Origin of the sequence: Paenibacillus residui (assembly GCF_042677205.1) — a bacterium.
GTDB lineage: Bacteria > Bacillota > Bacilli > Paenibacillales > NBRC-103111 > Paenibacillus_L > Paenibacillus_L residui.
On the sequence record NZ_JBHTIU010000002.1, the window covers coordinates 24,256 to 38,601 of the forward strand.

At 51.2% G+C, this 14,346-nt stretch carries 10 protein-coding genes; 6 read left to right on the top strand and 4 right to left on the bottom strand.

Features of this window, described 5'->3' with window-relative positions; all coding sequences use genetic code 11:
• Positions 1–161: 161 nt before the first annotated feature.
• Positions 162–1,487, bottom strand: a complete 1,326-nt coding sequence (locus ACFQ03_RS00785; RefSeq protein ID WP_379285481.1) for a hemolysin family protein — start codon at positions 1,485–1,487, stop codon at positions 162–164.
• A 241-nt stretch (positions 1,488–1,728) separates the two neighbouring features.
• Here ACFQ03_RS00785 and ACFQ03_RS00790 point away from each other — a divergent pair, with 241 nt between their 5' ends.
• Together ACFQ03_RS00790 and ACFQ03_RS00795 are read left to right on the top strand one after the other, a co-directional pair.
• Positions 1,729–2,505 carry a DUF1836 domain-containing protein gene (locus tag ACFQ03_RS00790; protein ID WP_379285483.1) on the top strand — a complete coding sequence of 259 codons (777 nt, stop codon included), beginning with the start codon at positions 1,729–1,731 and terminating at the stop codon, positions 2,503–2,505.
• An 89-nt stretch (positions 2,506–2,594) separates the two neighbouring features.
• Positions 2,595–2,939 carry a hypothetical protein gene (locus tag ACFQ03_RS00795; RefSeq protein ID WP_379285485.1) on the top strand — a complete coding sequence of 115 codons (345 nt, stop codon included), beginning with the start codon at positions 2,595–2,597 and terminating at the stop codon, positions 2,937–2,939.
• Positions 2,940–3,178: 239 nt separating this feature from the next.
• Here the strand turns inward: ACFQ03_RS00795 and ACFQ03_RS00800 are convergent, their stop codons facing one another.
• Positions 3,179–3,763, bottom strand: coding sequence for an LOG family protein (locus ACFQ03_RS00800; RefSeq protein WP_379285487.1), 585 nt, complete (start codon positions 3,761–3,763; stop codon positions 3,179–3,181).
• Between the two features lie 105 nt (positions 3,764–3,868).
• Between ACFQ03_RS00800 and ACFQ03_RS00805 the strand changes: the two genes are divergently transcribed.
• Both ACFQ03_RS00805 and ACFQ03_RS00810 read left to right on the top strand, forming a co-directional pair.
• Positions 3,869–4,219, top strand: a complete 351-nt coding sequence (locus tag ACFQ03_RS00805) for a MazG nucleotide pyrophosphohydrolase domain-containing protein (protein ID WP_379285489.1) — start codon at positions 3,869–3,871, stop codon at positions 4,217–4,219.
• Between the two features lie 455 nt (positions 4,220–4,674).
• On the top strand, positions 4,675–9,351 hold the full coding sequence (locus ACFQ03_RS00810; protein WP_379285491.1) for an Ig-like domain-containing protein: 4,677 nt from the start codon (positions 4,675–4,677) through the stop codon (positions 9,349–9,351).
• A 232-nt stretch (positions 9,352–9,583) separates the two neighbouring features.
• Here ACFQ03_RS00810 and ACFQ03_RS00815 read toward each other — a convergent pair whose 3' ends face one another.
• Positions 9,584–9,721 carry a hypothetical protein gene (locus tag ACFQ03_RS00815; protein WP_379285493.1) on the bottom strand — a complete coding sequence of 46 codons (138 nt, stop codon included), beginning with the start codon at positions 9,719–9,721 and terminating at the stop codon, positions 9,584–9,586.
• Between the two features lie 159 nt (positions 9,722–9,880).
• On the opposite strand from ACFQ03_RS00815, the gene ACFQ03_RS00820 reads away from it, so the two are divergent.
• Together ACFQ03_RS00820 and ACFQ03_RS00825 are read left to right on the top strand one after the other, a co-directional pair.
• Entirely contained in the window at positions 9,881–10,483 is a 603-nt protein-coding gene (locus ACFQ03_RS00820) for a hypothetical protein (RefSeq protein ID WP_379285495.1), read from the top strand.
• Positions 10,484–10,744: 261 nt separating this feature from the next.
• Entirely contained in the window at positions 10,745–11,416 is a 672-nt protein-coding gene (locus ACFQ03_RS00825; protein WP_144935472.1) for a helix-turn-helix domain-containing protein, read from the top strand.
• A 348-nt stretch (positions 11,417–11,764) separates the two neighbouring features.
• Here the strand turns inward: ACFQ03_RS00825 and ACFQ03_RS00830 are convergent, their stop codons facing one another.
• The gene (locus ACFQ03_RS00830; RefSeq protein WP_379285497.1) at positions 11,765–13,708 is read right to left on the bottom strand and encodes a DUF2207 domain-containing protein; all 1,944 of its coding nucleotides are present in this window, start codon (positions 13,706–13,708) and stop codon (positions 11,765–11,767) included.
• Positions 13,709–14,346: the final 638 nt, after the last annotated feature.

The window sequence follows — 14,346 nt, forward strand, 5'->3', positions numbered from 1 at the left end:
CCATCCTTTGTATTTATAAGAGTGAGACCTATGCGAATGTTGTATCTTCTAATAATACCAAAGTCGCCTGCTCTTAACATAACAAAAAAAGGCCCCCTGTTCTTCATTGGAAGAAGAGGGAAAGCCCGGAAATCCAAATGCCGTTATGCTCCATCCGCCGATTAATCCTGCTCCGTTATTTCCTCCTTATCGGGAGCCTCCTCCGGATGCTTAATAATTTCCACCTTGCGAATCCGGTGCTTTTCCTTTTCCCGGATAATGAAGGTCAAATTGTGATATCTCCACTCCTCGCCCTTTTTTAACTCTGTATTCTGCCCGTAGAGCCAGCCGCCGATCGTGTCCAGATTTTCGGTTTCGATCTCTGTATTTAGCAGGTCATTAATATGAGTAATCGTCACTTTGCCGTCCACGATCAGATGATGGTCATCGATTCTTTCGATCTCCGTCTTTTCATCCGCATCGAACTCGTCACGAATGTCTCCGACAATCTCTTCCAGAATATCTTCAATCGTAATCATCCCGGACGTTCCGCCGTATTCATCGGCCAGAACTGCCATATGAGCCCGTTCCTTCTGCATCTTCTTGAGCAGATGCTTGATCGGCATCGCTTCGGAAACGGTAATGACCGGCTGAAGCATATCCTCCAGCGCCAGGTCGGGCTGGTCATCGCGGGACAGGAAGAAGCGCTTGGTATTGATCATTCCCACGATATAGTCCTTGTTCTCTTTCATGACGGGAAAACGGGTATACTGCTCTTCTTTAATGATGCGAAGATTTTCCTCCAGCGGTTTATCCAGACTCAAGCAAACCATATCCGTGCGGGGGACCATAATTTCCTTGGCCAGCAGATCGTCGAAAGCGAAAATCCGCTCTACATATCCGTACTCGGTTTTATTAATTTTTCCGCCTTCATAGCTTTCCGTCAGAATAATCCGCAGCTCTTCCTCGGAGTGAGCTTCTTCGTGCTCTTTGGCCGGCTTCATGCCGAACAAGCGGACAATGCCGTTGGCCGATCCGTTCAGCAGCCAGATGAAGGGATACATGATTTTATAGAAGAAAATAATGGGACGGGCAGTCACCAGACTGATCCACTCGGCTTTCTGGATAGCGACGGTCTTAGGGGCTAATTCGCCGAGCACCACGTGCAAATAAGTAACCGAGATAAAGGCGATAATGAACGAGACGAAGGAAACAGCCTCACCCGGCCAATTCAACGGAGCGAGCAGAGGATCCAGCAGCCGTTCGACCGTCGGTTCCCCAAGCCAGCCGAGGCCGAGGGCCGTAATCGTAATCCCGAGCTGGCAGGCGGAGAGATAGCCGTCCAGATTTTGAATGACTTTCTTGACGGCGAGGGCGTTCTTGCGTTTTTCCTGCACCATTTGATCAACCAGACTGGGGCGGATTTTGACGATGGCAAATTCGGTAGCGACGAAGAAGGCCGTTGCGATAATAAGAATAGCAACCAAAACTAAGTTAAAAGCGATCATTTCCATCTCCTGAGTTCATTTTTTGTGAGCTTTCCAAATACAAGTTCTTATGAACCTATAATATGAACTTTCCCGGCAATTTGCAAAGCTCATTTTGGTTCATATTGTGCCGAATAGGACAGAATGCTTGCATTAAACTTATGTACTGAGCCCGCACTTTTATTTTCTAGCGCTTTGACATTCTTTTCGACAGGTCTTATTATAAGTTCGTATGAACTTGAAATGTGAGGGGGAGAACACAATGCAGATGTTTCAATTAACCCGCAAGCAGATGGCGGGTCTCTTGCTCTCGCTGGCCGGCCAAATCGATAAAACCCCTCTGGCTGTACTGCGGGAAGCGTGGTCCAGAGCCCATCAAATCGACATTAGGGACGGTAAATCGCTGGGGGCGTTTATGTCGACCTCACTGCCTCCGATTTTTGAGAAAATGATTAAAATGAAACAAAGAGGAGAAGGCTTCTCCCTTACGGATATTGTTGCCATGGGGAATCAGATTGAATACACTCATTTCTCCGTTACTTCCGTGCAAAATTGGGTGAAACGCGACTTTAAAGACTGGATCGGCTCTCCCCGGCTCGGAAAGAAGTATTCGATCGACCAAACCGCTATTCTGTTTATTATCGAAGATTTAAAGGCTGCTCTCGATTTTGAATCGATCCGCAAGCTGCTGGCCCTGGTATTCAACGACCCGCATATCGAGGCCGATGATTTGATCCGCCCCCTGCAGCTTTACTCCGCTTATTCTTCCATATTCGAAGATTTGGACGCCAACAACGATCAGGTGCTGGATCTGTCCGGGCATGAGAGCGGGATGCGGAACCAGGATCATATGCTGGAAAATCTGATCAAGCATAGAGCGGATCAATTCGCCTCGACACTGACGGGATTGGAAGAAGAGCAGCGGGAGGCGGTCAGTCATATGATCTTTATAGCGACGATTTCCGTGCAAACCTCCTATTTTCAGTCTTTGGCCAGAAGGTACTGGAATGCGGCTGTCTTTCTGCAGAATTTGAATTGAACGGGATCAAACCATGCGGCGGCCCGAAGACGGGAAGCCCTCGACGGTTAACTGCGATGGTCTATTGGAAAGGAAGGGATAGGTCGAATATGTTGAAGAGGCTGAGATGGATTCCAGTGCTGCTTCTTTCGGCGATGGCTTTAAGCGGATGTGCATTTCAATCTCAAAGTATGGAGCGGCCGATCGAAATGGTGGCCTATAGCAGTTTGACGGAGGAGGAAGAACAGCTCATTCCCGTGAGCCCGAAGGATTCGGTAGTGGAGAAAGTGACGGTTAATGAAGACTTGGCTACCTTGTTGGGCAGCAGCTATTCCGGTAAAGAAGTGTACTCCGTTACTTTTAATCATACGGAGACTCCTTCCGTCGGAAATTTCGTCGTATATGTCGATTTGGACAAAAAAACGGTGATCGGCAAAGGATTCAGTGATAAGTAGAGTAGCAGCGACGAACAATAGTAGGACATAGACTTTCTTTGTATTGTATGGTGAAAAAACCGGCTGCCATAATCGCGGAGGCCGGTTTGTTTTTTGTATTCTTTAGAGTGGCAGTGAGGGGTTATCAAGAAATTCATTGATCTTGTGGATCATGCTCAGCGTGATCTGATGATTCACTTTTGGAAACTCAATCAGTTGGACAGGTTTCTTCTGAGTTGAAATCATAATGCCCGGAAGCCTTAAGCCGGGGGCAGCTCACTCCACTTGTTCACACCTTCAGGCGGCTCATAGGAGGCCAAGCGGTCCAGAAGAATATCCGGGTCCTCTTCCACAATCAGAAGCCGGGATTGGGCAGCGGGAATAAAGCCGGCTTTGACGCCGTTGTCGACCATATCTACCAGAGGCTGATAATAACCTTTAATATTCAACAGTCCAAGCGGCTTGCTGTGAATGCCGAGCTGCCCCCAGCTTACGACCTCGAATACTTCCTCCAAGGTGCCGTAGCCCCCCGGCAGAGCGATGAAAGCATCGGACAATTCCATCATCTTGGCCTTCCGCTCATGCATTCCGTTAACTTCATATAGCTGGGTCAAGCCGGTATGGACCACCTCTCCGCGGAACAGGCCCTTTGGCATGACACCGATGGCTCCTCCCCCTTGATTCAGCACCGAATTGGCGATTCGTCCCATCAAACCGACCGAGGAACCGCCATACACGAGTTCCAAGCCTTTCTCCGCCAGCTTGACGCCCAACTGAACGGCGGCTTGCTCGTAAGCCGGGTCATTCCCCGGGTTGGAACCGGCATAGACGCATACTCTTTTCATAAGTTTCCCTCCAAATATACTATATCTTGTATCTATATTGTCAGTGACATACAATATGTTAGTATAAACTTTTTCATATGACAAGGAAATGACAAGGAGAACGATATGGAGCTAGAGGAATTCCAGAGATGGGTGCGGCAGTTTTACAGGCAGAGGGGCTGGTCCGAATACGGTCCATTCATCCGGGTCGGCTTTCTGATGGAGGAGACGGGGGAGGTCGCCAGAGCGGTTCGCGCCTTGGAAATAGGAAGGGACCGTCCGGACGAAACGGACCGGCCTTTGCCGGAGCTGGAGCAGGAGCTTGTGGAGGAACTGGGAGACGTGCTGGGCAATGTCATTCTGCTCGCCAACCTGTACGACGTTTCCCTGGAGGAGATTGCGTCGGCCCATCAAGCCAAGCTGATGAAGCGATATTCGGAGGGGGAGGGTACGGCCGTACCGCATAAGGAAGTATAGAACAATGCAGCTATGAGATTATGGGAGGCTGTCGAATAAAGGTGTACAACCAAAGATCATGCGTAAACCTACAAGGTTTGGTTATAACGGACCCCAGAGACCTTAATTGCTCCACAAGGTCCTTTCGGAAATTTTAACGGAACCAGATGACCTTATTCCCAAGAAATGCAGGCGAAAGTATGAGGATTTCAATGAAATAAGCGCAACGGTGTCCGTTAGTCTAAAAAAATCGCCTATTTTGACGAAATAGGGTCTCCCAGGTCCGTTATGTTTTCGCTGTTGGACTTTTCACTAGTACAACATCCTGTTGTACACCTTTCCCACAATGAATCGACAGCCTCTATGGGATAGATAAATCTTAAATGTGGATAGGCTATCTTGAATATGTATAGTTATCAACGGATATACAATCATTTACTATGGAGTCGACTACCTAAATAAAGGAGATGGTATGTTTGATTCCAAGGAAATGGTTTTCCGGAACGGCAGTTTTGCTAACGCTTACATTGCTGGTGGGAACCCTGTTTGCCGGATGGGGACAGTTAGTTTATGCGGAATCCCCGGAGCCGGACAATTTATTGCAGAATGGAGGGTATGAGGTAGAGAGCGGCGGGATCCCCGCAGGTTGGACGCCTTATCGCTTCAGTGGAAACCCGGAGTTTACAGTGGACGATACGATAGCGAAGGAGGGTAACCGATCGTTCCGAATACATGCCGCAGAGCCCAGCCGGGCCAGTTTATATCAAAATGTCCTTATTCCGGACGAATTGAAAGGACGTCATTTTAAATTTTCGCAATGGATCAAAACGGAAAACGTGACAGGCAGCGGGGCATTCAACCGGATGTTTCTCATTAATCAGAACGGAGGGCGCACAGGCGACCTGATTGAACTGAAGAAGGTTCAGGGAACGGCGGATTGGATTCAAATCGAAGGAACCATTTTCGTTCCCAAGGATAGTGCAGTGGCCGGCGTCAAAATTGAAAATTTCCTGGAAACCGGCACCGGGACGGCATGGTTTGACGATGCCCTGCTGATCGGGGTGGAATCCGGGCCGATCGGTGAGGAGATGGTGATGAACGGCGATTTCGAGAAAAGGGATGATAAGGGCGGCTTCATTAATTGGTCTAATTGGATAGCCAGCGGTTCTCCTTCCATTCAGGCAGACAATGAAGTTTATCATTCCGGGCAAACTTCGCTCAGAATCTCCGCGGAACAGCCGTCTAGAGCGGCCGTCGTTCAGAGTGTGCCTTTGAAGCCCGAGCATATCGGACGAGCTGTAAAGCTGCAGCTCTGGATAAAGACAGAAGAAGCGACCGGCGGCGGAGTGACGAGGCTGCAATTTACCGATTCCGGCGGGAAAAGGGTGGGCGATCTCGTCTATTTGGATACGCTGCGGGGAACGAACGATTGGACCTTGCTGGAACGCGTCGTTCAAATCCCGGACAACGCTGCTGTTTCCGCAGTGAAAATCGAGAATTTTCTGGAGACGGGCACCGGCAAGGTTTGGTTTGACGACATACGGATGGTGCCTTGGCACTCTGTGGAGGGAATCCGTTTGGATCAAGAGCAGGTTTCGCTTCAAATAGGGCAATCGGTCACCGTGAATGTCTACTTGACTCCTCCTAATGCTTCTAATCCCGCCGTGGAATGGAACAGCTCCAATTCCGACGTGGCATCTGTGGAGGAGGGAATGGTCACGGCGCACTCCGAAGGGATTGCCGTCATTAAGGCAGTAACCGCAGACGGGGGGCATACCGCTTCTTGTGTAGTTCTGGTCGGGAATCAGAGGGGGATTGCGGTGTTCGATTACTCGGCAGATGTTAACAAGAACGAATACGCAAGCGGCCGGATAGAGGGCGTGTCGGAACAGGGGCTTCCGCTTGTCTATTGGAAGGCGATGGACGCCGCACAAGGTGTGGTCTATGTCCAGGCCGACGGCCATTGGTCTTATTATCCGAACGATTCCTTCACGGGTACCGACAGCTTTTTGGTGGCCGTAGAGGATGGCAGGGGTTCCTTTGCCGTTTCCAAGGTGACGGTCCTTGTGCATCCGGTCAACCATGCGCCCGTTCTGGAGGAAGGTATTCAGCCTACGGATAAGAACACACCTGTCTCCGGGCAGATAGCGGCGTCCGATCCGGACGGCGACCCGCTGGTCTTCACGGTGGAGCAGCAGCCGCAGCACGGCCGGTTATCGATGGAGGAGAGCGGAAAATGGACGTATACCCCGAATGCGGAATACGTTGGTGCCGATTCCTTCACGGTAACGGCCTCCGACCCGCATGGCGGAACCGGCCGGACGATCGTCCGTCTGTACACGGCCCCGACGGCAGAGGAGATCATAGCGGAGATCAAGGCAAGCAATCCGGGCAATCAGCATCCGAGGCTGTTGGCTGAAGCGAGCGACTTCGAACGGATTCGGAATCTGGTATCCTCGGATGATAGGGCGGCTTCCTGGTTTGAAGGGGTGCGGAAGGAAGCCGACAGCATATTGCCCCAGCCCCCGGCGGTGTATCGGAAGCCGGACGGTTTGAGGCTGGATTCTACGGCTGCGAAGCGTGTGGCTACCTTGGCCTTCGTTTACCAGATCACACAGGATTCCAAATATGCGGAACGAGCCTGGGTGGAATTGGAATATGCTGCCTCCGATGCCTATCCGGATTGGAGTCCGCAGCATTTCCTCGACACCGCGACGATGACGCACGGAATTGCGCTTGGCTATGATTGGCTGTACAGCTATTTGAGCGAGGAGCAGCGGGCGACGGTGCGCCAGGCGATCGTCAACAAGGGATTGAAGCCTGCCGTTCCGATGTACATCGACAAAACGTACTGGTGGGTCTATAACCGTGACAATTGGAACTTCGTCTCCAATGGCGGAATGGCCCTGGGCGCCCTTGCCATTGCCGATGAAGAGGAACAATTGGCCGGCCTGATTCTCCGCGAAGCTTTCAAGTCGATTCAATACGGGCTTACCCAGTATGCCCCCGACGGCTCGGCCATCGAAGGCCCTGCTTATTGGGAGTACGGTACGATTTCCCTGGTCTATTTCCTGTCCGCTCTGGAGACGGCGGTCGGGCATGATTACGGGTTCGCCGAACGGGACGGCCTGTTCGAAACCCCCGAGTTCCCGATCTATATAGCCGGGTCAACGGGAGGATTTAATTATTCCGATAATAGTGCGGGATTGGTGCCCGGGCGACTGCTGCTCTGGTTTGCCAACCGGTTTGACAAGCCGGAATATACGGGCTATCACCGGTTCGCCACAGAGAATAACGTGGCTGCCGGAATGTATGATCTGTTATGGTATCGCCCGGAAATATACGGAGCGGCCGAGCCTGCCGACCTGGACCGCTACTTCGGGCGTCCCAAGGCCGTCACGATGCGGAGCTCCTGGAATGACCGGTACGGCTTATTCGTCGGCTTCAAGGGAGGAGTGAACGGCGCTCCGCATGGCGACCTGGATACCGGATCGTTCGTCTTCGATGCGTATGGTGTCCGTTGGGCCGAAGACTTCGGCAGTGAAGACTATAATGTTCCCGGTTATTGGGACAACGGGGTTAACGGCGCCCGATGGAATTATTACCGCAAGCGTGCGGAAGGCCATAACACGTTGGTGATCCAGCCGTCCGCCAGAGCGGATCAGAGGGAAGCGGCCGTTTCCGAAATCGTCCGCAGCGAATTCAACCGCCCGCAAGGCGCGTTTGCGATAACGGATATGACGCCCGCTTATCGGGATCAGGCAGTGTCCGTCCGCAGAGGCACGGCGCTTCTGGATCATCGGAGGCAGTTTCTCGTTCAGGATGAAGTGGAGAACAAGGTGCCTTCCGAGCTGTATTGGTTCATGCATACACGGGCGAATATCGATATAGACGATACGGGAACCTCGGCCGTGTTGAGTTATGGCGACAAGCGTTTGCTGGTCAAAATCTTGTCCCCGGGAGAGGCGAAGTTCAGCGTCATGCCGGCCGAGCCCTTGCCTACCTCTCCGAATCCTTCCGGCCAGAATCCGAATATCGGGGTCCGGAAGCTGGCCATCCATATGGAGGGGGTATTGAACACGACGATCAGCGTCTGGATGGTGCCTCTCATGCCGGGAGAGCCCCTGCCGCAGCAGGCGCCGGCGGTTGTGCCGCTCGATCAATGGCAGGTCATGGAAGGGGAGTTGGCCGAGGCTGGGGGCATAACGGTCGACGGTCAGCCGGTGGCCCGTTTCAAATCCAAGAAATATGTATATGAAATGGAACTGCCGGCGGATCAGGAGAAGCCCCCTGTCGTCAATGCCGTTCCATCTGTGGACGGGCATCAGGTTCATGTTCGGCAGGCGGAGCAAATTCCGGGTATGGCTCGCATAACCGTTACGGACCCGTCCGGTGTACGAAGCGAGGGAGTCTATTATATCTACTTTACGAGCCAGGCCCAGTACGGGATTCCTGCGGACCGTCCTTCCTGGCCGATAGCTTCGGTCGCCGCAAGCGAAGACGATGGCAACGTGCCGGAGAATACGATAGACGGCAATCTGGAGACGCGCTGGTCGGCCTCGGGTAAGCAATGGATAAGCTATGATCTCGGAGAGATCCGCGAAGTGACGGCCGTCAGCTTGGCCTGGTACAACGGCGATACCAGAACCGGCTTTTTCAACATTGAGGTTTCCGCAGACGGGGAGCAGTGGACGAAAGTATTCGACGGCTCCAGCTCAGGCAGAACAAAGGATCACGAGGTGTATCCGATTGCTCCGGTGAATGCCCGTTATGTCCGGGTCAATGGATTCGGCAACAATCAGAATATGTGGAACAGCATTACCGAGACAGGGATTTACGGTCCCGCCTATGAGCTGGAAAGGGTTGTCCTCTCTATCGACCAGGAGGAAATCAAACGGAAAGACCGCGTTCCGCTGGAAATCCAAGGCTATCTCAATTCATCCGAGCCTGTCGATCTGGCGGGGGCGGAAATCCGTTACTTCACTACAGATTACAAGATAGCGAGGGTAGAAGACGGAATGGTCGTCACACAGAAGACGGGAACGGCGGAGATATGGGCCGAGGTCACTCTGAACGGTAAGAAGGTTGCTTCCGAGCGATTGCAAATTCAAGTTGCGAAGAAAAACGGCAACGGACCGAAGAAGGGCGATTAACCGTTATAGAGGCTCCGTGGCAAGGGGCTATCCCAGAAGCGTCACATAAAACAGGAACATCCCAAAAATGAAGCAAAAAGGACCTCAAGTTCCACTATGGGTGGGAACGGGGTCCTTTTTCAGTAGCCAAATTTAACTCTAGGTGGGGCTTGAAAAATCATAGTTAAACTTATGAGACAACCCCTCTTGTGTGTCCGGCATGGGCGGCTGTGGGTAGAGCCGGGAGGGGGTATTATTTGCTCTTGCCGATCATGGATAAAACGATTTTCTCCAGCTCTTCTTGGGTTACACGCCCTTGGATATAGATTTCCGAATCGGTATAAGTCCCGTTCTTCGGCGAATGAGACTCGGGGTATACTGTTCGAGCCAAACAATTGATGCCATCCAGTTTATGGTATATACTATAGGGGTTCCGCCGCTGTCCTGAAAACCTGACGGCCGCAGCGGATACACCTATGTTTTTTCATAATGTGAGCAAGCAGTTTATAAAGAATGAGAGTTGATCCGTTTGACTACAAGGAGAAAATTAATGCTACCGGTACTGACGCTTCTATTGCTGGCAAGTGCCGCCTGGAATCTATATTTTATCAATCATAACATGAAGGAACGTCAGCAAGCGGAAGTAGACCGGGGCAAGCAGTTAATTCTGCATTACTATGATGCGATTATGTTTGCCGGAATCCTGCGCGATGCCACCGGAAGCCTGCTTCAGGAACACGAGATGGAACAGAGGCTGGGCTATAAGTATCAGGTAGGCTTGGCTTACCGCTCCAATCGGGCCATCCCCGCCTTAATTGCAGGGGCGGAAGAGATCAAGGGGAAGCCGTTCCGAACGATAAAATATACTCCACAAGCCTGGTTCACGGAGATCAATAATGCGTTGGGGAGGATAGGAAGTCACGAGGGGCCGCTGCAGGAGGAGGAATTGAATTACCTTCGCACCGCTCATGAGCTTTTCTCTCGGACGGCACAGCTTTTGGATGGCTATCATGTGGAGAATACGGCGGACGATTTGGCACTTACGATGGCCCGCGGAGGAAAGTGGGTCGATATTGTTGAGGAAATCAATGATATCTTTGCCGATGCGCCGGAGTTTCTGTTCACTTACCGCTCCGATGCAGAATCCAAGTAGTTCGTTAAGGCTTGTTAAAAGTCGCTATGCTAGAGGTGCATTTTAATGGAAGAAGGCTTCGGAGGGTCGTGCCCCGGAGCCTTGATTCTTTTCCCCGTTAACTCTTGTTTCGAGTCCTGTCTCTGCCTTACCTCTCTTTCTTTATGATCCCGAGCGGGAAGGAAATTCCATTTTTGTCATACTGTCCGGCAGGGGTTCGTAGACTGTATAGACTAGTCTATACAGATGGCATTTCTATGCCCATAAGGAGGGAAGCAGACGATGTCAGTCGATTCCAGGGAGCTTCCTCTCGGCTCGTTGCTGAAGGACCTGCTGCGGGAGCGTTCGCTCTCGATGCGGAAATTGAGTGAACGGACCGGTATTCATACAGCGACCATTTCACGGATTATCAATGGCAAACAGCAGGCCAAGCCGGACCATCTGCGCAAGCTGTCCGATCATTTGCAGGTGCCGGCGGAGCAGTTGTTTCGGGCGGCAGGCTATGCGGTCGGGGAGCCGCTGGAGGAAAATCCGTCTCAGATCGATGAAATCGTCTCGATTATTTATGAGGTGCTGGCCTCTTCCCAATGGTTCCACGAGCATTTTACGGTAGAGCGGATCGAACAGGAGCTGAACAAATACGAGCAATATGCCCGGACCAAGGAAGGGCAGCAGGTCATCCATAGCGATTTTCGGGCCAAGCTGGATCAGGTAAGCGGGGCGGGGCCTTTCATAAATCAATTAAGCGATATGTACCGAATCTATGAAGAGGGGCAGGCGTCGCCGGAGGAGCGGGCCGTTCTCGGCAGCGGGCTGCTTTATTTTATTTTATCGACCGATATTATACCGGATTATATCTTTCCGTTCGGCTATTTGGACGATGCCATAGCCGTTCATCTTGTACAGCGGAGGCTGAAGGAGATCACGGAATCCCGACTCCGTTCCGAAGGCTGAATGTTATGGAACAGGTTCGCTGCTTGAAGCGATGTTTGTTTGCTCGCACCGTGCATCTGAATGGGCGGAAAGTCCGTCCGATGCACTTTGTATTGTTTTCGAAAGCATAACCAAGAACGAACCCAATAAGAGGTCTGTATCGAGAACATCATCCGTAATTGGGACCCAATAAAGGCAGCAATCACTTATGTCTAACCGATAATCTCGGGAATAGGAAATAAATGGGGATCACTTGTTTGACGCTATCTAATGGGCCACAATAAAAACAGCAGCCGGACCTCCTATGGAAAGAAGGCCTCGGCTGCTGCTTCCCGGGGCTGATTTTGACAGGTGAATCATCCAACCAAGCTAGAAAGCGCCGGCACCGCCCCCACCCCCGGAATCGCCTCCGCCTCCACCACCTCCAGAGCTGCTGCCTCCCCCGGAGCTATACGAGCCCCCCCACGTACTCCAGGAATCATAGGTGTGATTGAAAGATTTCGTTGTACTATGCGGAATGGAGATTAGAGGGAACGCCTTCTCCAGCTCCTTGTAGCTCTCGAAGCTCGCATGATGCTTGGCGAACGGCTTGGAGATGTTGAGAATAAGAGCATACTGCATCAGCCGTTCCAACCGGGCAGCTTCTGTCCCTGCGGGGTACCTTTTACGTTTCAGCGCTCTTCTCCATTTGGCCACGGCTGCTTTGTAGGGGGCACCTTCCGAAGTAGGGACTCGCAGCGGCAGCAGCAGCCGGAGAATCATGGACAGAAGGATCGTTCCTACAAACAGAAATATAGCATTGCTAAAGGTGACCATGGCGACGTTAAAGAAGCATATGGCACCGTAGATCATAAAAGTCCGGGTCGACCGCCATAATGCTACAGTGACTGCGGCAGCCGCCCCAAGAATAACGCCGGCCCAGCCCATAGCGGTCCACGAGCTTACCTCCGCATAGTAGAGATATAGGGTCATGGCATAGAGGAAGACGGTCAGTATCGGCACTACCCATGCAACCGCCTTATTATTCTTGAAGAACGGAGCGAACCGTTCATGATGCAGCACCTTTTGTTTCCAGGCCTCGAATCTCTCATCGAATTTCTTCTTTCTTTTGCGGTAAGCTTCCATCGCTTTGCCATTATTGCGTTCCTCTTTGGACGGTCCACAGATGGATTCCAAAGAGAAGGAACGATTTCTTCCGGGTATATTCTTAAACAGCCAACCGACGAAATCCCGTTCATATTCATTAAGCAGGCGTTGGTCGCCGATGAATGTAAATCGGAACGTTTCATTCGGTGCCTTCGGATCTTGTCTATAATGTAGACTGGCAGGAATTTTCCTGATTTCTATCCAGCCCTTTTGGTATAAGGAAAACAGGCCGGCGGTAATGTCCTTTGGAATCAGTTTGCCGTTACGGTGTATATAAGCGACGAACAAAGGATCGAGGGCTTCCAGCTCATCCCGTGAAATATGCCTGCCGGCTAAGCCCGTCAGCTTGTAGGGAGTCAGCAGGGCGAGATAAAGAATGCCCAGCAGAATCATGCCGGAAGCTATTTTTATTATGTCTTCCGCGTAGGCGAGTTTTTCCCCGCGCTGCTCGTATCTGCTCTGCAGCTTCTGCTCCCGGGCGAGAATGGACTCCTTGCGGTTCTCTTCTGCCGAAAATGGGGAATCCGGCAGCCATTCTGTAGGGAACAACAGGCGGAACTCCGACTTCTGTCCGGCTGGCATCAGCTCCGTCTCGTAATGGATGGAACGGCCGGAAGTCCCGGTAATGAGGCCTCCTGTCTTATCATGAAAAAAATAGCTTACTTCCCCCGAGTCGACCGGTTGGGGCAGCATGATCTCGATGGACATGTTATGCAAATCGGTCTCATTATCCGAATCGAAGAAAGCCCAGTAGAATTCGGCGGTATCCGAATATTTCCAAACGGCATGATCCAGGCGGTACCGGTAGTAGACCTGCTTGATTTCGTCATTCGACTTGGTATGGATCCGATAAGTATTATCACTCAGCTCCGTTGTCAATCGATCGGCTTCCTTATAAGAAAAGCCACCCAGCTTCGCGTTCGCGGGCGGGAGATAAGCTTCGAAAAACTCGACCCCATCATGACCGCCGCTCTTGAGCTTCCGCGTAGTACCGTTGAACTCTCCCTTGAATTGGTAAGTATACAGTTCTTCGACGTACAGATCCCCATCTTCCAGGAGCTGCGCCCGAATATCCACCTTGTCGATGGTAAAGGAACGGCCTTCTTTGCATCCCGCCAACAGAGCCAAGATAACCACAAAGAAAACCAAGCCGACGGCCCTTCTCATCTCACCACTCCCCTAATCTATGTATTAAGTATAAAGATGTATAGCAATATATCTTGTATGGAAAGGTGATTCGCTGCCTGGTTGTATTTTATACGCAAGGGGAAGGGTTAGGATTCGATTCCTGGGCGGAAATGGTACTTTAGAATTAAGAAAAAATCCATTTTGTGGGAAAGTGGAGAATGTTGGATTTTAAGAGAAAGAATATAAGCCATAGTAATATTTAATCATACTAAGCATTAGCTGTCTGAGAACGGCTTGCTTGTCCGTCCCTCGGTGACTCCTTTAACGCCATTATAGCGGGCCCGAATTCCTGCGATTATACATCAATTTTGAGTCGATTTGGAACACTTCAGCGAAAAGCCTGCGATAGTACTTCAATTTCAGTAAAAAATCACCCAAACACCCTCGGAACGAGAAAAAAGATGTATTTTCGCAGGCTTTGCTACGGACGCGGGGTCCAACGGCCAAAAGGATGCAGAATTGCAGGCTTTCCCCCCACTATAGCGTAAGCATGGCGTGAACAAATGGTTGTTGGTTGAAAAGCCGCCTTATTGCAGGCTTGCTGCTGGAAGGCCGTAGTAAATGAGCAGGCTTTCCCCCCACTATAGAGTAAGCATGGCGTGAATAAATGGTTATCG

Coding starts and splice junctions, on each gene's coding strand:
- ACFQ03_RS00785 (WP_379285481.1), bottom strand. CDS start 1,487: ATGATCGCTTTTAACTTAGTTTTGGTTGCTATTCTTATTATCGCAACG.
- ACFQ03_RS00790 (WP_379285483.1), top strand. CDS start 1,729: ATGCAGATGTTTCAATTAACCCGCAAGCAGATGGCGGGTCTCTTGCTC.
- ACFQ03_RS00795 (WP_379285485.1), top strand. CDS start 2,595: ATGTTGAAGAGGCTGAGATGGATTCCAGTGCTGCTTCTTTCGGCGATG.
- ACFQ03_RS00800 (WP_379285487.1), bottom strand. CDS start 3,763: ATGAAAAGAGTATGCGTCTATGCCGGTTCCAACCCGGGGAATGACCCG.
- ACFQ03_RS00805 (WP_379285489.1), top strand. CDS start 3,869: ATGGAGCTAGAGGAATTCCAGAGATGGGTGCGGCAGTTTTACAGGCAG.
- ACFQ03_RS00820 (WP_379285495.1), top strand. CDS start 9,881: ATGCTACCGGTACTGACGCTTCTATTGCTGGCAAGTGCCGCCTGGAAT.
- ACFQ03_RS00825 (WP_144935472.1), top strand. CDS start 10,745: ATGTCAGTCGATTCCAGGGAGCTTCCTCTCGGCTCGTTGCTGAAGGAC.
- ACFQ03_RS00830 (WP_379285497.1), bottom strand. CDS start 13,708: ATGAGAAGGGCCGTCGGCTTGGTTTTCTTTGTGGTTATCTTGGCTCTG.